Consider the following 19,684-nt stretch of genomic DNA (forward strand, 5'->3'; position numbering starts at 1 on the left):
GGTTTCAGGGTGTAATGGAGCGCTTTAGATATAATTATCCTGGTGTAAACGAATAAACATATCGGTGTCTTTTTTGGTGTAATCAACTTTATATTCTTTGTTATTTAACGCTTGAATAAACAACAATGTTTTTGTTTCACCAAATACATCAACACTGGAAACATCAACCAACTCCATGTACTGCTCTTTAGCTTCTAAGCGACTGTCTGGCACTTCATCTTCAAACACCTTAACGCCATGACGAGTGACGATCAGCGTTGGGTTGTTATCATCATTGATGATAATCAAATCCAACTTCTTGTTTTTATGAATAATGGTGTTACGGCCACTCACCAAAAATGCTTTGTCATAACTGCTCATTTTAACCCTGCCAGCTAACTTTATATGGTTGTATTATTATACACCACGGCACAAGTGTCTAGTTATCATCAGGATGCAGTTGTTGCAGTCGTAACCGATTAATATCCTGACACCATTTGCGCACAGTAGCAGGTTCTGCATTAACAGGCACTAACAATTCAAAGCCACAAGCCGCCGTAATACGCTGCATGCGTTGGGCAAAAATCGCTTTAACACCATCATAATGCTGCTTGCTAGTAGTAAAATGATCTTTTTCACGCAGTAACTCAGTCGCGCACTGGCCAATACTACAACTTTGCTTGATGGCTTCTAAAAAAATAGGCCGTTGCTCAGTCATAATTTTCACGGCTAAACGTAACGGCAGTTTTGCTAACACCGCATCGTAATCTGTTACTTTAAAACCAATAAATGCCAAATCTTCGCCGCCAATACTTGGCACAGCACTGTAACTAAAGGCTTGCCATGGCAACAGCCAGCTGCCGGCACGATGATGATAATGCACGCCCAGTTCATCACAATCGATACTGTATTTGGGCTCGGCTAATTTTGCCCAAGCAATAAAAATCCCCATAAAACTGGCTATATACGCCACCGCTAGCAACCAATTAAATTGTTCCGCCAATAATAAGGTATAGATAAAAAGCACAAACAATGTGCCAATACTTAGCAGCAACAGTTTGGCCCCGCCACTGCTGGCTGAACCAGCAAGCGATAATTTGCTCATTATGCTCTCCCCTTTCCCGTATTCTTTGCTTTATAGTCTGCCAGTGTTTGTTTGGTTTAAGCCAGCTAAAACTATATTTCAGCCACAATAACGGTTGAGATTTTCCGAAACATCGTTCTGATACGACCAAGTGTAGTCAGATTGCGATAATAGGGAATCTGACCGGTCGATAATTCCATACAATAGCCAAGATGATTTTTCTTAACGTTCCGGAGTTCCCTTGGCGCAATTACATTCACGATTAATATGGTTCATTTTGTTAGCATTACTGTGTTTTGTTGGCTTTTTGTTCTGGCAATCCGGACAAGTTCAAGACAGCGGACGTGGACCTAGCGGCGCGGTTTCGGTTAAAACTGCCCAGGTTGAAAGACATGAAATGAGTCGCGAAGTCGGCGCCATAGGCACCGGTATTGCCAACAACTCCATTCAACTCATTGCGCCAAGTAGCGAATTCTTAATAGAACTCAACGTCAGTGAAGGCAAAAAAGTTAATAAAGGCGAAATCATTGCCAAACTCAGTGACATTCAGCAAAAAGCCCGTGTTGCGGAGTTAAAAGCCGTGTTAGTAGAACAATCTCGGCAGTTGGATCGTTTGAAGAACTTAGCCAAAACCCAAGCCACCGCCCAATCGATGCTGGATGAACAACAAAGCCGCGTAAACAGCACGCAAGCGCAACTGGACATCGCCAGCAAGCAGCTGAACGATATGACCATCCGTGCGCCTTTCAGCGGTTTTTTAGGTTTACGCCAAGTTAGCCAAGGAGCTTACATCAATGCTGGCACTGTGATTACTAGCCTTGATGATATGCAAACGCTACGCGTGCAATTTAGTGTCGCAGAACGCTATCTTTCAGAAGTGGCTCTTGGAATGCCCTTAACTGTGACTAACGTAGCTTATCAGGACGAAACCTTCAGCGGCAAAGTCTCGGCCATTGATACGCGTTTAGATCCGGTCACGCGCTCGGTCACCGTGCATGGTGAAATTGACAACGCAAGCTTAAAACTGCGCCCAGGGATGTTATTGTCTGTACGTTTGCAACTTGAAAACCGTGAAGTACTGCGTATTTCTGAAAAAGCCTTAGTACCCCAGCAAAACCGGCAATATGTCTATGTGGTCGATGCGGATAACAAAGTGATGCAAAAAGAAATCGAAATTGGCCAACGCATTCCAGGTTGGGTAGAGATCTTGTCTGGGTTACGAGAAGGCGATGAAGTGATTGTTGAAGGCGTACAAAAGGTTCGCAACGGCATTACCATCAATAAAGTTGGAGGTTAAGGATGTGGTTATCAGATACCTCCGTTAAGCGACCGGTTTTTGCCACCGTTATTAACATCTTGTTAGTGATTTTCGGTATCGTTTGCTTCAGCATGCTGCCGCTGCGCGAATACCCTGATATCGACTCACCGGTAGTCAGCATCAATACCAATTACCCGGGTGCTTCTGCTGAAATTGTTGAAAGTAAGATCACGCAGTTGCTTGAAGATCGCATCAGCGGTGTTGAGGGCATCAAAAATATAAACTCCAGTAGCCGCAATGGCCGCTCAAGTATCACCATTGAATTTAACGTTGAACGTGATATTGATGCCGCCGCTAATGATGTGCGTGAGCGCGTGTCTCGGGCACTGAACAACCTTCCAGATCAAGCTGATCCACCAGAAGTATTTAAAGCAAACTCAGACGAAGATACCATTGCCTGGTTTGTCTTAAACAGCGAAAACATGACCACACTGGAATTAACCGATTACGCTAACCGTTATATTGCTGAGCGTTTTTCAGTGGTAGATGGCGTGGCCCGTTTGCAATTCGGTGGCTCACGCGATTACGCCATGCGTATCTGGTTAGACCGCGATGCAATGGCGGCGCGTGGTGTCACCGTTCAAGATGTTGAATCTATTTTACGTGCTGAAAACGTCGAATTACCCGCCGGTAATATCAAATCTTTTGACCGTGATTTTACTGTTCGCGTGGTACGCTCTTTCCGCTCGCAACAAGATTTTGAACGCTTAGTAGTCAAACGCGGTGCCAATAATTACTTAGTGCGTTTATCAGAAATTGCCGATGTTAGCTTGGCCGCTGAAGATGAAGAAGGTGAATTTCGCAGCGACGGTAAAAACATTCTCGGTATCGGCATTATTAAACAATCTAAAGCTAATACCCTGGAAGTGGTTCGCAATGCCCGCGCGGAAATGGAAAAGATTAAAGTCAATCTCCCGGCAGGCATGACCATTGAGCCAGGCTATGATTCTTCAGTGTTTATCTCGGAGTCTATTAAAGAGGTATACAACACCTTAGGTATTGCCATGGGTATGGTTATATTAGTGATATTCCTGTTCTTGGGTAATATCCGTGCCACCTTTATCCCAGCGATTACCGTCCCGGTTGCCCTAGTTTCGGCCGTTACCGTGCTCTATGCATTAGATTTTTCAATTAACTTGCTGACCTTGCTAGCCATGGTACTGTCTATTGGCTTAGTCGTTGATGACTCTATCGTCGTTTTAGAAAATATTTATCGGCGGATTGAGCAAGGTGAAGCGCCGTTACTGGCAGCCTATCGAGGTGCGCGCGAAGTTGGCTTTGCTGTGGTGGCAACCACGCTAGTATTGATCTCGGTGTTTGTACCACTTGTCTTTATGCAAGGTGAGCTAGGTAAACTCTTTACCGAGTTTGCGTTGGCGGTGGCCGCGGCAGTGGCCTTTTCCAGTGTGGTCGCACTCACCTTATCACCGATGCTTTGCAGCAAAATATTGTCGCATCGCAAACGTGAAAGTAGATTTGGCACTTGGTTACACAAGGCATTTGCCAAGCTAGAAAGCGCCTACGAACGTCAACTTGCCGTAGTGTGCACCAAGCGTTGGCCGGTTTTGGTGGTGGTCACGTTATGTTTTGTCGCCAGTGTGCAATTAGTCAGAATGCTGCCAAGCGAGCTCGCGCCGCAAGAAGATCGCGGTACTTTCTTCGTGATGATGAGCCCCGCCGAAGGGGCAAGTTATCAAAGCAACAGCCGCAATATGCGCTTAATTGAAGACATTTTAACGCCTTACTATGAGGATGGGCAGCTGACTCGGATGCTATTGCGCGTCCCTGGTTGGGGTAACAGCGGTGGTATCGCCATTGTTGGTACTGAAAACTGGTATAACGGCAAACGCAAGACACAAGATTTACTAACGGAAATAGGCAGCAAAGTAAACGAACTGCCTGACGTGCGAGCCTTTACGTTTATGCGTAGTGGCTTAGGCGGCGGTGGCGGCGGTAATCGTCCAATACAGTTCGTTATTCAAGGCAATACCTACGAAGAGCTAGCGCAATGGCGTGACATTATTCTGGCTAAAGCCGCTGAAAACCCGAACTTACTCATGCTGGATCACGATTATAAAGAAACCGTACCGCAGATCTTAGTTGATATCGACATCGATCGCGCCGGTGATTTAGGCGTGTCGGTAGGTGCCATTGGCCGCTCACTGGAAGCGATGCTCGGTGGCCGCCGCGTCACCACCTTCTTAGACCGTGGTCGTGAATACGATGTGATTATCGAAGGTTTAGATGATGACTTCCGCGCGCCAACTAAAATCAGTAACGTTTATATTCGCTCGGATCGTAGCAACGAGTTAATTCCTTTAGATAACTTAGTGACGCTGCGTGAAGAAGCCACAGCTTCCAGCCTAAACCGTTACAACCGGATGCGGTCGATTACCATCACCGGTAGTATGGCGGATGGTTATAGCTTGGGCGAAGCACTGGAGTATCTGCAAAATATCGTCAAAACGGATATCAATGACACTGTGGGCGTTGACTATAAAGGCGAGTCGTTACTCTTTCAAGAAAGTGGCCGCTCTACGGCGCTGGTTTTCGTGCTAGCACTGGTTATCACTTATTTGGTATTAGCCGCACAATTTGAAAGCTTTATACACCCTCTGGTGATCATGGTTACCGTGCCTCTTGGCTTAGTCGGAGCCTTGTCAGGCCTTTACTTTGCCGGCATGACGCTGAACATCTATAGCCAAATTGGTTTAGTGATGCTGATCGGTTTAGTGGCGAAGAACGGTATTTTGATTGTGGAATTTGCTAACCAACTACGCGATGCCGGAGTAGCATTTGAAGATTCGGTAAAACGTGCCGCAGCGCAACGTTTGCGCCCAATCGTGATGACTGCCTTTACTACGGTAATGAGTAGCTTACCGCTGGTATTGGCAACCGGCCCTGGCTCTGAAAGCCGCATGGTTATCGGTATGGTGATATTAGCCGGCGTTGCCTTAGCAACCTTATTAACCATCTATGTGGTACCGGTGGTCTATATTGCTATTGCACGCAATACAGGTTCACCACGCTCGATTAGTCGTAAGCTAGAAGAACTCGAATTAGCTGCACCTGATGAGCATGCCGCTGACGAGGTAGTGCCAAAATAAGGCCTAACTGCAGCTGATTGATCACAAACGGGAGCTTAAGGCTCCCGTTTTTATTGGCTGAATGGCTTACTTAACATGTCGCGTTCATCCGTTAACTTAGTCGCGCCATGCATTAAACAGCAGGGTTAAAACAGTATTGTCAGCCGGTTATTCCTGTGTCCGTTGTGCGATAGAAAGAGCTGAAACATGAAGGGATAATTGCATTGAGATATCATTAAGCCGCGTAAAACCACGCGGCCTTCGCTAGCAACGCCTTAGCGTAGCGCAAAACTATCCGAACGTATAAAGTTTGCTAACACCGGTTGATGCTGCTGCGCCCATTGCCGTAATTCACGATCATCGCCGCTAGTAATTTGCGCGATAAACGCGCTTGATAGCGCTTGTGTAGCCGCTTTAATCACTTGCTGCTGAGGCACAGAGTCTCCACTACGACGCCAATTGGTAAAAATATTATGACTGCCGGCACTGAACACCGCCAATACTTTGTATTGACTGCCAATAGCGTAATACAGCTCAAGCCGATCTTGTGGTGCAGAGTAAAAACCCGGCACAGTGATTTCATCTTCGGTAGTGGTAATGTGCAGCGTTGGGATCCTAACATCAGATAGTACCTGAGACAGCGGCTGGTTATTGTAAAAAGGCGGGGCTGAAATCAAAATGGCCGCCGTGATCCGTTCATCCTTTAGGCTGACCAAACGGCCATTTTGCTTCACCTGTGCTCCACTTAATAGCATAGCGGTGTTAGCACCATAAGAATGTCCAGCCATCACAATATGCTGCGGATCAAACTGCCCGGCATACTCTGAGGCTAAAATGTGATCTAAAGCGAATTTCACATCCTCAACCCGAGCCAGTGCTTCAGTATCATCGGCCGCATCCATTAGACGAAAGGGTAATAATAAACGGCTACCTCGCCACACTTTGCGGTCGCTGCCAACATGCTGTAAATGCAAACTCGCAAAACCCTGACTGGCCCAATATTGCCCCAGATAAGCATAACGCTCTTTGGAGCCGCCTAAACCATGTGAGAACACGATTAAGGCTTTCGCCTGTTGTGCTGCAGCCGGTTTGAACAATAATGCTGGTACACTGCGTTCACGAGCCGAGTCCAGCCATTCAAAGCTGATTTGTTCAACATCACGCGACAAATTTTCAGCAACACTCAGTGCTTGTTGTACTGAGGGTAAACTCAACTGTTGCTGCCAAGCCACATTGTTGATCGGCTGTTTTTGTGAACAGGCCGTTAGCGTTAAGAGTAAGAGTCCAAGGCAACTGCCCAGTGTTAAGGCTTGATGCTTGCTGAAAAAACGCATAAGGATCCTCTTGCTTGAAATCATGATAAGTTCAGCTAAAGACTGTCATAGTTCAGACCCGCGACATGGCGCATAAAAAACCTAAGCTCTAATAAGGTAGCGCTTGTCCATCCCAATTAAGTAATTGACCGGATTGCTCTGGGTTTAAGCCCGCGATAACCGGCAATAAACGCTCCGCGGTGGCATGCGCGCTTTGTAACTGCCCTTCAGGTAAATTTCGCTGAAATGGCGCAGATAGCGCCGTATCCGTGGTGCCGGGATGTAAACTAACTAAACTGGCCGTTTTGTTATAACGCGCCAATTCAATACTGGTTGTTTTCACCAACATATTCAGCGCCGCCTTGCTCATCCGATAGCTGTACCAGCCCCCTAACTGATTATCCGTAATACTGCCCACTTTGGCACTGAGCACGGCTAACTTGATATTCGGCAGTTTTTGGATAAAAGGAAACAAAGCCTGTAAATACAGTGCCGGACTCATAATATTAACCTGAAAACTTTGCTGCATCGCTAGAGCGCTCAGTTGCCGGATAGTTTTCTCTGGCTGCATACTATCGCCGTGCAACCAACCTTGACATAACACGATAGCCGTAACCGGTTGACTAAAAATAGTCGTCAATACCGATGCCGTCTCAGGCGCATCGGCCTGCGGCAGTGTATACCACGCCAGATTTGCTACTTTTTCAGTTAGCGGTTGTCGGCTGATTGCCGACACTTGCTTGCCTTGTGCCAGTAACTGGTCAACAAAGGCACGGCCAATACCGCCGCTTGCACCAATAATGAGCCATTGTTCAACCATGCTGGATCCTCTGAGCTAATTCATAACCACTTAGCCAGGCATTTTCAACCCGACCACCACGTGTCCAATCGCCCGCTAACCATAAACCCGGCGCTATTGCATCTTGGAAATTACTATCTGGCATCTGCTGTTGCTGGGCATACAGCCACCGATGACATAACGCACTAGTGACTGAAATACTGTCATTAGCCAAGCCTAAAATTTCGCCTAAGGCATGCTGAGCTTGTTGCTGCCAAAAAACAGTATCTTGCTCTAAATGCTGTTGGCTAAACTCAGGCGTAAAATGCACCAGCCAATTTTCAGTCACAGAGCGCCCGGGCTTACTGTTTTGCCGACTGATCCAACTGACACCCAATGCCTGATCCTTAACAAAAATACCACCGGCGGCATGCTGCGTAGCCTTACTTAGTTGTAAACTCACGGCCCAGCAAGGTTGTAATAAATCGGTGGGTAACGTCACCGCTAATGGCGGAGGTAATAATGTGGCAGCTTGTGCCGGCGGGATCGCCAGTATTACCTGAGCAAAGGGCCCAAACTGCTCCGCGTGCTCGTTTTGAATAAACCAGCCCTCTGCCGTATTTGTTATGGTGCTAACACGGCAGTTAAAGTGGCATTCTAGGGCGTCGGCCATCGCGCGTAGTGGGCTGTGCATCGCCGGCGTACCAATGAAGCGTTGCTCAGCATCGGGGGAAGCTGCTAATTGCCCAGCACGATATTGATACATGGGTGCTAACCAACGATTGACCACACCTTGCTTTAACCACTGTGCAACTTGCTGCTGAAATAAGGGTTGCCGCGCCGTAAAATATTGGGCGCCGAGATCTAAATAGCCTTCGGCACTGCGCTTACTGCTCATGCGGCCACCGGCGCCGCGCGCTTTATCGAATACCGCAACCTGTTGTCCCGCTTGTTGCAGCGCAAAGGCACAACTTAACCCAGCCATACCGGCACCAATTACTGCCAACGTCATTATTACTCCGGCGTGTTATAATCTATTAGGCTTTACATTACGTAAGAGTCGACAGGCACGATCAGCCGTTGATGCAAGGAGAAGAGATGAGTACACAGATTGCCACGTTCGGCGCAGGCTGTTTTTGGTGTTTAGAAGCAGCGTTAAATGAAGTCTCCGGTGTACACGCGGCCATCAGTGGTTACATGGGAGGTCATACCCTCAATCCTGATTATCAAAGCATCTGCACCGGTGAAACCGGCCACGCAGAAGTGGTACAAGTGAGTTATGACGATAGCCAGATCAGTTTTAAACAGCTATGCCAACTGTTTTTTAGTTTACATAACCCTACCCAACTTAACCGCCAAGGCAATGATGTCGGCACTCAGTACCGCAGCGTTATTTTTAGCCATAACGCGGAGCAAGCAGCCGAAGCCGCGGCGATAATAAGCGAGCTTGAACAACAACAGCTATTTGAACAACCCATTGTTACTGAGATCAGCCCGGCCAGTGTGTTTTATCCAGCAGAAAGTTATCATCAAGGTTATTATTTGCAAAACCCACAGCAAGGCTACTGTCATTGGGTCATTTCACCGAAAATGTCGAAATTTCGCAGCCAATTTCAGCACCTGCTAAAATAAATCCAGCGCTGACTGCAGCCTAGTATAACAACTTAGGTAGCAAATGCAGCGCTGGTTTTTTTCTTTAGCGTTTAATCACTAGGCGTTTAAGGCAATTTATATTGCAGGCTTAAACCAAAGTTTACGCCGGCAGTTTCATAACCCGAACTGGTTTGATAATGCTTATCAAACAGGTTATCCACCTTAGCACTTAACGATAAAGCTGGGGATAATGCAAAGCTACCGCCCACACCAAACACAGTAAAGCCACCTAGATATGGGCTACTGGCATACTCACCTTGATAGGTATCGCTTTGGTAATCCGCCGTCACAAATCCCGATAACTGCTGCCATTGTTGCGTCAAGCGCCAATTCACATTGTGCTCAGGTCGGCGGGCTAACCGTTGCCCAGTCAAGGTATTTTCAGTGTCCAACCAGCTATAACTGATTGTTTGCTCTAAAGAATCCCAACGCAGATCAACACTGAGTTCCACGCCAGAAATTTTGGCACGTTCAATGTTTTGTGGTGTGTAGGTCGCAAAATCAAACTGGATCAGATTATCAACATCTTGCTTAAACCAGGCTAACTGCAACGTCGCAGCGGCTAACTGATAACTCAGTGCAATTTCATTCGACAAAGTTTTTTCTGGTTGTAAATCGGGATTGGCACTACCAGGATAATACAAGTCGTTAAAGGTCGGCGCTTTAAAAGCCGAACCCCGGCTCAGTCTGAGCTGCATCGCATCACTGAGATCAACACCTGCAGCTAATTGCCAGGTCGTGTTACCACCGTATTGGTCAGTAAGGTCGCGGCGCGCTGCCCCGTCTAAACGCAAGCCTTGCGCAGCAAATTGTAAACCAGCGAAGGCGGCACGATTAAGGCGATTATCCTGCACATAGGCTACGCCTGAGCGTGCTACGCTCTCTTGATACCAGTTCACGCCCGCTAAACCCGATAGGCTATCTGTCAATGCGGTGGCTGCTTGATAGTTAAATTCATCGCGTTCAGTCACATATGGGCTTTGCGAAACAGGTCCATAAGTCGTGTCATCATCCAGCGTTCGGCTGAATTGTGCTTGATGTTGCCATGATCCTTGCTGATGTTCCCAGCCCAACAAATAACTGCGGTTTAACGTTTCAGCTTGATCTTCACTGCCCCAGGCCGTATCAAACTGATAAAAACCGGAGTTAACATCCACCTGACCACGCCAAAGACCCAATCGGGTTTGATAAGCTGCCACCAGTTTAGCAAAACGTTGTTGGTAACCATCCCGATCGTTATCTAAATCGTTACGCACATTAAAACCATCGGCCCGGCTATACCCAGCAGTAGCACTCAAAGTCAGATCACCATGATGTTGACTGGCATTAATGCTAGCACCAGCCTGCCCATAACTGCCAACATCCGCAGTTAATTCCACGCCGCTGGCTTGACGAGTGGTAATAGCAATTACTCCAGCTAAGGCGTCAGCACCATACCATGCCGCTCGAGGGCCACGGATCACTTCTATTCGTTCAATTAACGCTAAGGGCAACATCGATAAGGTTTTATAACCCAAGGTGGCGGAGCCACTGCGCACGCCGTCAATCAATACGAGCGTATGGCCATTATTCCCGCCACGCAAATACAAACCGCTATTTTGGCCACGGCCACCGTCACGAGAAATAGTAATACCGGGTAATTGCGCTAATAAAGCAGGTAAATCACTGGCTTGACGAGCCTCAATATCTGCACGATCTAGCACAGAAACACTGGCTAACACTTCGGAAGTGGCTACAGGGGTGCGATTAGCGTAAACACTGATATGTTCGACCACGTCAGTCGCGGATACAGCAGCAGGGACGGCTGACAACAGCAGCGCCCAAGAAGGTTTAAACATAGATACTCCAGCAATGTGCCCACCGCACATTTCTTTGGTTTGAAGGACTTTTAGGCCGGTCTCCGGGCTAACAACCTGCTGACGCGAGTATTTCGCCTTCCCATCTTGCGACAGTGGCGGATGAAATACTTTAAGTTGCTTACCGTTGCGGGGGCAGCTCTGGTTTTACACCAGATTCCCGTTTAACTTGGTCGATGACATTAAAAAGCAGCGACCAAGCACCTAAAAAAGCGGCGGCTCTATCAAGAGCCGCCGCAAGTTTACGCTGAATCAGCGCCAAGTCAATAGACTTCTAGAAGTCTTAACTGCAAATCAATCGCGAAAGTTGGTAAATTGAAAAGCTTGCTCTAATTCAGCTGCACGCACCGCCGCAATCGCTTCTTGTAAATCATCGCGCTTTTTACCAGTAACGCGCACTTGATCGCCTTGAATAGCGGCTTGCACTTTTAACTTATTGTCTTTAATTAATTTAACCAACTTTTTCGCCATATCCGTTTCGATACCTTGGCGCAGCGATAAGGCTAAACTGTAAGTTTTACCCGAGTGCACTACATCGCCTTCTTTAAAAGAGCGCACATCTAGATTGCGTTTCACCGCTTTGGCAAAAAAGATTTCGAGCATTTGCTGTAACTGAAACTCTGCCTCAGCCACCATGTTAATTTGTTTATCTTTGAGGGTAAATTCAGCATTTACGCCGCGAAAATCAAAACGCGTTTGTAATTCACGGTTAGCATTATCAACCGCATTTAGTACCTCTTGCTGGTCAACTTCAGAAACTATATCAAAAGCGGGCATTTTGCTCTCCTATCTCGGTCTATGCTGGTGATTATAACCAGAAAACTGCTACAATCCGAGCCCCATTTATCGGAGATAAGAACGTGCCGCAATCGTTTTATCGCTTTTTGTTTTTATTATGTCTGCTGTTAGCCACTTTTGGCTTTATGGCCGAGATTAACGGCCACAAGCTTGCTGGCGAATTGTCTTTTTTTAAAATTGAAAATCTCGATAAAGTGGCCCATTTTGGTATTTTCTTTGTACTCAGTGGCTTAATTTGGAAAGGCTTTCGCGCAGTGTTTTGGAAAATCCTACTTTTGATGGCAATCTATGGCGCCTTAATTGAAGTGATACAAGAAAACTATACGCGACGCACGGGCGATTTTTGGGATTGGGTGGCCGATATGGCTGGGGTTTTAACCTTTTTTGTTGTGCGTAAACTGTGGCATTTATGGCGACCACGCAGCAAGCGTTAAACTGGACCGTCGTTGGCCAAGGTGCTATTGGCCTGCTTGCTGCCTGCCGGTGGCAACAGGCCAATACACCCGTGCGTTTGTGGTTGCGTCAACCTAAATCGTTAAGCGTGCGCTTTTTGGCGCTAGATCACACCGAGCAACAATGCCATTTTCAAGCGGCCGTCTCCCCCATCCATGCCTTGTTTTTACCGGTAAAAGCCTATGCCGTTACCGAAGCCTTAACCCAACTACAACCGCATCTCACTGACAACGCCCAAATTGTCGTTTCGCATAATGGTATGCCAGACCTTGCGGTTTTGCGGCAATTTGCACGGGCTAAGCAAGGGATCTGGTTTTTAACGACTAGCCATGGTGCCTTACGACAAACGGAGCAGATCCGCCATACCGGCCAAGGTAAAAGTATGCTCAGCCCACTGAATGAAGCCGCGAGTGCACATCGCAAAGCCGTTTTCACGGCTTTAAATCAGGCCTTAGGCCCGTTAACCGTCACCGAGAATAGCATAGCGGCTTTATGGCAAAAGTTGGCGATTAATGCGGCTATTAACCCGCTCACTGCAGTGTTAAATTGTAAAAATGGTGCTTTAGCGGCGACAGAGCATCAACCTCAATTACAGCAAATTGTCAGTGAAGTCTGTCAGCTGGCGTCGCTTGAACAAGTTGATTTGCCGTTTACGGCAACCTTTGCGCAAGTGCAACAAGTGATCACCGCGACGGCCAATAACTATTCATCAATGCAGCAAGATTATTACCATGGCCGCCCCACCGAGCTTAGCGTGATCACCGGCTTTATTGTCGCCACGGCGGCAAAACATCAGCTAGCGGTTCCGGCCAATCAAGCACTATGGCAAGCGCTGCAAGATACTTAAGGCCGATACACTGCAACATTATTAAATCCCATCTCTTGCAGCAATAAAGCCTGTAAACGACTCATCACGCCACGTTCACAATAACAGTAATATTGCTGTTGCTGATCTAATTGTGCAAATGCCGTAGCTAAACGGTAAAACGGAATGGTCAGTACCTGATGCTGCTGTAATTGCAGTGGCCGCGCGTCGACTTCGTCGTGACTGCGAATATCTAACACGATCGCGCTAGCCGGTAATATCGCCTCGGTAGCGATAACACCCGCTTGTTGTTCTGCTTGATATTCAACGGTCCGAATATCGAGGATTTTAGCTTGCTCAATGGCTTGATTTATCCTGCGCGGATCGAGCCGTGCTTCGGCTGTGATGACTTCACTGAGGATGGCATTCACTGTCGGATTTTGTGAAATCACGCCACAATATTCCGGCATACTTCCCGCCAACTCGGCCACACCAATTTGTCTTGCTAAATCCACAATATCTTGTTTGTCATGATAAATAAGCGGCCGCAAAACTAAGCTGGGGCTCGCTTGATCGATCACGGCTAAGTTAGCCAGAGTTTGACTCGCGACCTGGCCAATACTTTCACCGGTAACCACCGCCGAGATCCCAAGCTTTTCAGCCATAGCGCTGGCCACCTGCATCATCAGGCGTTTTAAAACGACACCCATTAAACCCGTGGGCACATGCTCCAAAATATCTGCCACAACGGGGGCAAAGTCGACACTGACAAACTTCACCCGATGCGAGGCTGCATAGGTTTTCCATAGATAAAAGGCGATTTCGCGCACACCGTTCTCATGAGCTGCACCGCCTAAATTAAAGAACAGATAATGGGTACGTAAACCCTTGCGGATCATTAGATAACTCGCAACAGCCGAATCAAAACCGCCTGAGATCAACGACAAGGCATCCGATTGCGATGGGATCGGTAAGCCGCCCATGCCTGTGAAGCTTTCGGTGACCAGTAAAAATTGCTGCTGTTTAATCTCTAGTTTAATCTCTAAGTCAGGCTGCTTTAATCGCACTCGCGCGCTATTTACTAATTGGTTTAAGCCGCCACCAATATAACGCTCAGCGTCGAGTGAACTAAATGCATGTTCACCTTGGCGTCTCACCCTGACACAAAAGCTTTTATTCATAATTTGAGACTGATAAACCGCCGCAACTTGCTGAAAAAGATCGGCTAAATCAGTGAACTGGCGCGTTTGCATCTGAGCAAAGGTAACAATACCGGGGATACATTTTAAACGTGTAATTAATTCTTGGCGCCAGGCGGTTGTCTCGTATTGGCTAGTGACCGTTAGATGATCAAAATAACCGGTGACTTTCACTTTATGCGGCAGATGTTTTAGTAAGGTTCTGAGATTCTGCTCCACCAGCAACGTTTGACGCTTGCGCACCGACTTACTTTTGATGGCGATTTCAGGATGCAACTTAATAATAAATTCGAGCATGATGGGCGCATTTAGCTAACAATGTTGCGCATTATAACTAAGCGTAACAAAAACGCCTAATCAAGCGATTAGGCGTTTGCTGACTTAAGGATTCGTTGCCGGTTCAAAACTGATCGGTTCAGACACCTTAGGCTTGCCCTGCATGATCGAGATTTCGACACGCCGGTTACGCCGACGATTTAGCTCACTATTATTTGGCATCAAGGGGCGAGTATCAGCATGCCCTACCACGACAATGCGGTTTCGATCAAAGCCCGGCGCAGCAATTAAAGCGGTGGCCACTGAAACGGCTCGCTTAGCCGATAAATCCCAATTGTTGGCATGTAACTCATCACCCACCTGAAAATCATCAGTATGCCCACTGACGGTAATTTCACCGGGAATATCATTGAGCATCACCCCAATTTGCCGCACTATCGGGATAAAGCGCGGCTGTAAAAAAGAAGAGCCCGACGGGAAAGAGCCATTTTCGCGGATACGAATAATGATTTGCTGCCCCAATGATTCTAACTCGACTGCGCCGTCAACGATTTGTTGTTCCAGCTCTTCAGCTAACTTCTTCACCGTTTCATTAACTTGCTCTTGGGCGGCTTCTGCGGCAGCGGCGGCTGTAGCCTCGGCAGCTTCTTGCTCCTCAGCATTTAATGCCGATTGCCCACCGGTTTGATCATCGCGTTGGTCTTGGCGCCCGCCGGCAGAGTCTTCTTCACCCGCTTGAAATTCAATGACTTGCTGGGTCATTTCCATGGTTTGCTGCTGGATCGTTTCAATTGGCGTGGGATCAGGCCGCCCAGGGCGAAACTCCATGGCAATAACACTGGTTCCCTTGGGGATATCATCCACTTCAATTTTATTTTGCACACCAAAAGCAAACTTCATAGAGCCGGCAATTTGTTTAAACTTCAACACGTCCATTTCAGAAAATGCTAATAACAACACGAAGAAGCACATCAAAAGCGCCATTAAATCAGCAAAGGTTCCCATGTAAGCGGGTAACCCAGGCGGTGGGCATTTGCATTCTTCTTCGTCACTCATGCCGCCTCTCCTGCTACTTCGCGTTTATTTTGCGCTAAATAGTTACGTAAAATCCCTTCAATAACCTTTGGATTCTGCCCATCTTGAATGCCTAATACCGCATCTAAGATCAACATATTGTTTAGTTTTTCTTGCTGGTTGCGGATCGCTAATTTGTCGGCCAACGGAATGGCCATAACGTTGGCAACAAAGGCACCATACAACGTTGTTAACAATGCCACCGCCATCGCCGGGCCGATGGCTTTAGGATCATCCATGTTAGATAACATCGCCACCAAACCAATCAAGGTACCGATCATTCCCATAGCCGGTGCTACGTCACCCAGACTACGAAAAATAGCAATAGCCGTTTCATGGCGCTTTTCGGTTAACGAAATATCCTTCTGCATGGTAGCTCGCACAACATCAGCGTCATGGCCATCCACCAACATATTAATGCCTTTTTGCATAAAGCTATTGGGAATTTCAGCCTCTTCTAGGGCTAAAAAACCACCTTGACGTGCGGCACCACCTAATTGCACGGCCTTTTCAATTAATTCTTCTGGTGATTCAATTTTAAACATAAATGCTTTGGCAGCCGCTTTACCTGCACCTAAAAATTGAGCCAAGGTAAATTTAGCTAGTACAACAAATACCGAGCCACCAAATACAATAAGCACCGAGACCAAATCACCAAACATGCCGACGTCACCGCTACTACTGATAAACATCGCCATTACAATAAAGCCAATTGCGCCAATCAATCCGATTAGGGTCGCTAAATCCACATCCTACTCCTTCCAAAACAGTGCCGGGGCTGGCTTTTGAATCTTAATTTTAGTTATTTTATATCAGCTGCAAACTAGTTATCGACCTTAACTCTGAATCATTAAGCAATAAATAAGCAAAGAATACCAATTTAGTCGTTACTATACGCAATTTCATTGACCATAATAGCCTGCTACGATAAGGTTGCGCACAGTTTTTTTGGGGAATAATATGAGTAAAAAATCTGCAGACCCAGGTCAGTTTGAACAATCCATCCAAGAACTCGAACACATCGTCCAACAGTTGGAACAGGGTGAGCTGTCTTTAGAGCAAGCCTTAGGTCAATTTGAGCGTGGGATCAGTTTGGTCAAACACAGTCAGCAGCAACTGCACGCGGCGGAACAAAAAGTCCAGATTTTGTTACAACAACAACCTGAACCTTTGCAGCCGTTTGAGCCGCAAACAGGAGACTAACCTTGGCCCCAACCAGTCTTTCGCTATTTCAGCAGCGGGTAGAACAACAACTGCAACAGGCGCTTGCAACAACAGTTCCGACGAACTTCTTGTTGCATGATGCCATGGCTTACAGTTTGTTGCTGGGTGGCAAACGGGTTCGACCTTTTCTGGTATACAGCCTAGGTCAAATGTTAGGTGCTAAACTGTCTGATCTCGATGCCCCAGCAGTGGCAATTGAAGCGATCCACAGTTATTCATTAATTCATGACGACTTGCCGGCCATGGATAATGACGATTTACGCCGCGGCAAACCCACTTGCCATAAAGCTTATAGTGAAGCCACGGCGATTTTAGCCGGAGATGCACTGCAAGCTTTTGCTTTTGAGCTATTGAGCAGTCATGATTACCAACAGGTTTGCCCACGTCGGCAGGTGTTAATGGTGAAAACGCTAGCACAAGCAGCAGGCGCCACCGGCATGTGTGCCGGCCAAGCGATAGACTTGGCACAAACCAATCAAAAAATCACCTTAGAGAAATTGGAGTTAATGCATCGTTTAAAAACGGGTGCATTAATTGAAAGCACAGTTAAACTAGCCTATTACGCCAGCCCGGTAGAAGATGAACAAATCCTGCTGGATTTGTTAAAGTTTGCTAGTGCGCTAGGTTTGGCCTTTCAAGTGCAGGACGATATTCTGGACATTGAAAGCGACACGGCCACTTTAGGAAAAACACAGGGTTCTGATCTTAAAGCCAACAAAGCTACGTATCCGGCCTTATTGGGGCTGGCCGGCGCCAAAGATAAAGCGGCACAACTTTATCAAGAAGCCCTTGCCGCCCTCGAACGGCTACCCTACGATACGGCTGAGCTTGCACGCTTTGCCCACTATATTATTGCCAGAAAGTTTTAACATAGGCATTTGTTATGCAAATTGATATGACGGAATATCCACTGTTAACTAAGGCTAATTTGCCCGATGAACTTCGGCAGTTACCTCAGGAAACCTTACCCCAACTGAGCCATGAACTGCGGCAGTTTTTATTAAAAACCGTTAGCCAAAGTAGTGGTCATTTTGCCTCAGGTTTAGGTGCCGTCGAACTGACTGTTGCCCTGCACTATGTTTACAACACGCCTTTTGATCGGGTGATCTGGGATGTAGGTCATCAGGCATACCCACACAAGATCCTCACGGGTCGTCGTCATCAAATGCATACCATCCGCCAAAAAGAAGGCCTACACCCTTTTCCATATCGGGAAGAAAGTGTCTATGACGTGTTATCGGTAGGTCACTCCAGTACTTCCATCAGCGCAGCCTTAGGCATGGCTGTGGCAGCACAACAAGCTAAGAATCAACGCAAAGTTGTAGCGGTTATCGGCGATGGCGCTATTACAGCAGGTATGGCATTTGAAGCCTTAAACCACGCAGGTGAAATTAAACCGGACATGCTAGTGATCTTAAATGACAATGAAATGTCTATTTCAGAGAACGTTGGCGCGTTAAACCAATACTTTGCCCGCATTTTATCGGGCAGTTTTTATACTAGCTTGCGTGAGGGCGGCAAAAAAATCCTCAGCAACATGCCACCATTACATCAGTTAGCCAGCCGCGCTGAAGAACACTTTAAAGGCATGGTAACACCCGGTACCTTCTTTGAAGAGCTTGGCTTTAATTATATCGGCCCAATTGATGGTCACGATGTATTGGGCTTGGTCGATACCATTCGCAATATGCGCCAGCTTAAAGGCCCTCAGCTACTGCATATCGTCACGAAAAAAGGTAAAGGCTATGCCCCTGCCGAAGCCGATCCGATTGGTTATCATGCGGTCGCAAAATTTGATCCCGCGGCTAAAACGCAACCGGCTAAAAAAGCCAGTGCACCAACCTTTTCCAATGTATTTGGCCGGTGGATCTGCGATATGGCAGAGCAAGATGAGCGGCTCCAAGGTATTACCCCTGCCATGCGAGAAGGTTCTGACTTAGTGGCGTTTTCAAAACGCTTTCCTAAGCGCTATTTTGATGTCGCCATCGCCGAGCAACATGCGGTGACGCTGGCCGCAGGCATGGCTATTGAGGGCTTAAAACCAGTAGTGGCTATTTACTCGAGCTTTTTACAGCGCGGTTACGATCAACTGATCCACGATGTGGCGCTGCAACAATTAGATGTGTTGTTCGCCATTGACCGCGCGGGCATTGTAGGAGCTGACGGCCCAACTCACCAAGGTGCTTTTGATATCAGCTTTTTACGCTGCATTCCCAATATCACCATTATGGTGCCATCCAATGAAAATGAATGCCGGCAAATGCTTTATACCGGCTATCAACATAACGGGGTGGCCGCCGTTCGCTATCCACGAGGTAGCGGTAACAATCAAGCGGCGGCAACAACGATGGAGTTATTACCACTGGGTAAAGCAAAAGTGGTACAGCGCGGTAAAAAATTGGCTATCTTGGCCTTTGGTCCACTGCTTGGCGCCTGTGAGCAAGCGGCCACAGCGCTTGGCGCCACCTTAGTTGATATGCGCTTTGTTAAGCCATTAGATACTGCACTGTTACAGCAATTAGCTGTGGATCACAGCTACGTGATGACTGTTGAAGATAACGCCATTATGGGCGGTGCCGGCTCTGCGGTAAATGAGTACTTGGTGCAGCTACATTATCAAGGCCAGATCCTCAACTTAGGCTTACCAGATGAGTTTATTAAACACGGTACGCAACAAGAGATTTATCAAGAATTAGGCTTAGACAGTGCCGGTATTTTGGCACAAGCGCAGCGTTTATTAAAAGAAGAGTAGTATGCGCTAAACAAACGACACCCAAAACGTGGGTGT

General features: G+C 47.1%; 18 protein-coding genes and 1 riboswitch. Of the genes, 8 read left to right on the forward strand and 10 right to left on the reverse strand.

Features of this window, described 5'->3' with window-relative positions; genetic code table 11:
- Positions 1-24: 24 nt before the first annotated feature.
- Positions 25-360 (reverse strand): hypothetical protein, encoded by a 336-nt coding sequence (locus tag ORJ01_RS02680; RefSeq protein WP_226749850.1) that lies wholly within the window; start codon positions 358-360, stop codon positions 25-27.
- Positions 361-418: 58 nt separating this feature from the next.
- On the reverse strand, positions 419-1,084 hold the full coding sequence (locus ORJ01_RS02685; protein ID WP_306176888.1) for a DUF2982 domain-containing protein: 666 nt from the start codon (positions 1,082-1,084) through the stop codon (positions 419-421).
- Positions 1,085-1,340: 256 nt separating this feature from the next.
- On the opposite strand from ORJ01_RS02685, the gene ORJ01_RS02690 reads away from it, so the two are divergent.
- Together ORJ01_RS02690 and ORJ01_RS02695 are read left to right on the forward strand one after the other, a co-directional pair.
- Positions 1,341-2,360 carry an efflux RND transporter periplasmic adaptor subunit gene (locus ORJ01_RS02690; protein WP_306177519.1) on the forward strand — a complete coding sequence of 340 codons (1,020 nt, stop codon included), beginning with the start codon at positions 1,341-1,343 and terminating at the stop codon, positions 2,358-2,360.
- Between the two features lie 2 nt (positions 2,361-2,362).
- Positions 2,363-5,488, forward strand: a complete 3,126-nt coding sequence (locus ORJ01_RS02695) for an efflux RND transporter permease subunit (protein WP_306176889.1) — start codon at positions 2,363-2,365, stop codon at positions 5,486-5,488.
- A gap of 254 nt (positions 5,489-5,742) precedes the next feature.
- Here the strand turns inward: ORJ01_RS02695 and ORJ01_RS02700 are convergent, their stop codons facing one another.
- From ORJ01_RS02700 to ORJ01_RS02710, 3 genes are all read right to left on the reverse strand, one after another.
- Positions 5,743-6,801: an alpha/beta fold hydrolase gene (locus ORJ01_RS02700; RefSeq protein ID WP_306176890.1), complete on the reverse strand. Its 1,059-nt coding sequence runs from the start codon at positions 6,799-6,801 to the stop codon at positions 5,743-5,745.
- 88 nt (positions 6,802-6,889) lie between these two features.
- Positions 6,890-7,600 (reverse strand): SDR family NAD(P)-dependent oxidoreductase, encoded by a 711-nt coding sequence (locus ORJ01_RS02705; protein WP_306176891.1) that lies wholly within the window; start codon positions 7,598-7,600, stop codon positions 6,890-6,892.
- Positions 7,593-8,570: an NAD(P)/FAD-dependent oxidoreductase gene (locus ORJ01_RS02710; RefSeq protein WP_306176892.1), complete on the reverse strand. Its 978-nt coding sequence runs from the start codon at positions 8,568-8,570 to the stop codon at positions 7,593-7,595. The genes ORJ01_RS02705 and ORJ01_RS02710 overlap by 8 nt, the downstream gene beginning before the upstream one ends.
- 86 nt (positions 8,571-8,656) lie before the next feature.
- Here ORJ01_RS02710 and msrA point away from each other — a divergent pair, with 86 nt between their 5' ends.
- Positions 8,657-9,190 carry a peptide-methionine (S)-S-oxide reductase MsrA gene (gene msrA / locus ORJ01_RS02715; protein ID WP_226749843.1) on the forward strand — a complete coding sequence of 178 codons (534 nt, stop codon included), beginning with the start codon at positions 8,657-8,659 and terminating at the stop codon, positions 9,188-9,190.
- 86 nt (positions 9,191-9,276) lie between these two features.
- Here msrA and ORJ01_RS02720 read toward each other — a convergent pair whose 3' ends face one another.
- Both ORJ01_RS02720 and ORJ01_RS02725 read right to left on the reverse strand, forming a co-directional pair.
- Entirely contained in the window at positions 9,277-11,049 is a 1,773-nt protein-coding gene (locus ORJ01_RS02720) for a TonB-dependent receptor domain-containing protein (RefSeq protein ID WP_306176893.1), read from the reverse strand.
- Positions 11,050-11,084: 35 nt separating this feature from the next.
- A riboswitch (cobalamin riboswitch) is annotated at positions 11,085-11,290 on the reverse strand.
- 71 nt (positions 11,291-11,361) lie between these two features.
- Positions 11,362-11,844: a YajQ family cyclic di-GMP-binding protein gene (locus tag ORJ01_RS02725; protein WP_226749841.1), complete on the reverse strand. Its 483-nt coding sequence runs from the start codon at positions 11,842-11,844 to the stop codon at positions 11,362-11,364.
- A gap of 83 nt (positions 11,845-11,927) precedes the next feature.
- On the opposite strand from ORJ01_RS02725, the gene ORJ01_RS02730 reads away from it, so the two are divergent.
- On the forward strand, positions 11,928-12,299 hold the full coding sequence (locus ORJ01_RS02730) for a VanZ family protein (protein WP_226749840.1): 372 nt from the start codon (positions 11,928-11,930) through the stop codon (positions 12,297-12,299).
- Entirely contained in the window at positions 12,275-13,165 is an 891-nt protein-coding gene (locus tag ORJ01_RS02735) for a ketopantoate reductase family protein (protein WP_306176894.1), read from the forward strand. The genes ORJ01_RS02730 and ORJ01_RS02735 overlap by 25 nt, the downstream gene beginning before the upstream one ends.
- Here ORJ01_RS02735 and thiI read toward each other — a convergent pair.
- The 3 genes from thiI to pomA all read right to left on the reverse strand — a co-directional run bounded on the left by thiI (position 13,162) and on the right by pomA (position 16,421).
- Positions 13,162-14,619 (reverse strand): tRNA uracil 4-sulfurtransferase ThiI, encoded by a 1,458-nt coding sequence (gene thiI / locus ORJ01_RS02740; protein ID WP_306176895.1) that lies wholly within the window; start codon positions 14,617-14,619, stop codon positions 13,162-13,164. The two genes, ORJ01_RS02735 and thiI, sit on opposite strands and share 4 nt — an antisense overlap.
- 84 nt (positions 14,620-14,703) lie before the next feature.
- Entirely contained in the window at positions 14,704-15,654 is a 951-nt protein-coding gene (locus ORJ01_RS02745) for a flagellar motor protein MotB (RefSeq protein WP_306176896.1), read from the reverse strand.
- Positions 15,651-16,421, reverse strand: coding sequence for a flagellar motor protein PomA (gene pomA / locus ORJ01_RS02750; RefSeq protein ID WP_226749836.1), 771 nt, complete (start codon positions 16,419-16,421; stop codon positions 15,651-15,653). The genes ORJ01_RS02745 and pomA overlap by 4 nt, the downstream gene beginning before the upstream one ends.
- A gap of 211 nt (positions 16,422-16,632) precedes the next feature.
- On the opposite strand from pomA, the gene xseB reads away from it, so the two are divergent.
- The 3 genes from xseB to dxs are packed head-to-tail and all read left to right on the forward strand — an operon-like array spanning position 16,633 to position 19,648.
- A complete protein-coding gene (gene xseB, locus ORJ01_RS02755) occupies positions 16,633-16,875 on the forward strand; it encodes an exodeoxyribonuclease VII small subunit (protein ID WP_229584958.1) in 243 nt (80 codons plus the stop codon).
- A gap of 2 nt (positions 16,876-16,877) precedes the next feature.
- Positions 16,878-17,765, forward strand: coding sequence for a (2E,6E)-farnesyl diphosphate synthase (gene ispA / locus ORJ01_RS02760; protein WP_226749834.1), 888 nt, complete (start codon positions 16,878-16,880; stop codon positions 17,763-17,765).
- A gap of 14 nt (positions 17,766-17,779) precedes the next feature.
- Positions 17,780-19,648, forward strand: coding sequence for a 1-deoxy-D-xylulose-5-phosphate synthase (gene dxs, locus ORJ01_RS02765; protein WP_306176897.1), 1,869 nt, complete (start codon positions 17,780-17,782; stop codon positions 19,646-19,648).
- The last annotated feature ends 36 nt before the right edge of the window (positions 19,649-19,684 follow it).

The organism is Alishewanella sp. SMS8 (genome assembly GCF_030737935.1).
Lineage (GTDB): Bacteria > Pseudomonadota > Gammaproteobacteria > Enterobacterales > Alteromonadaceae > Alishewanella > Alishewanella maricola.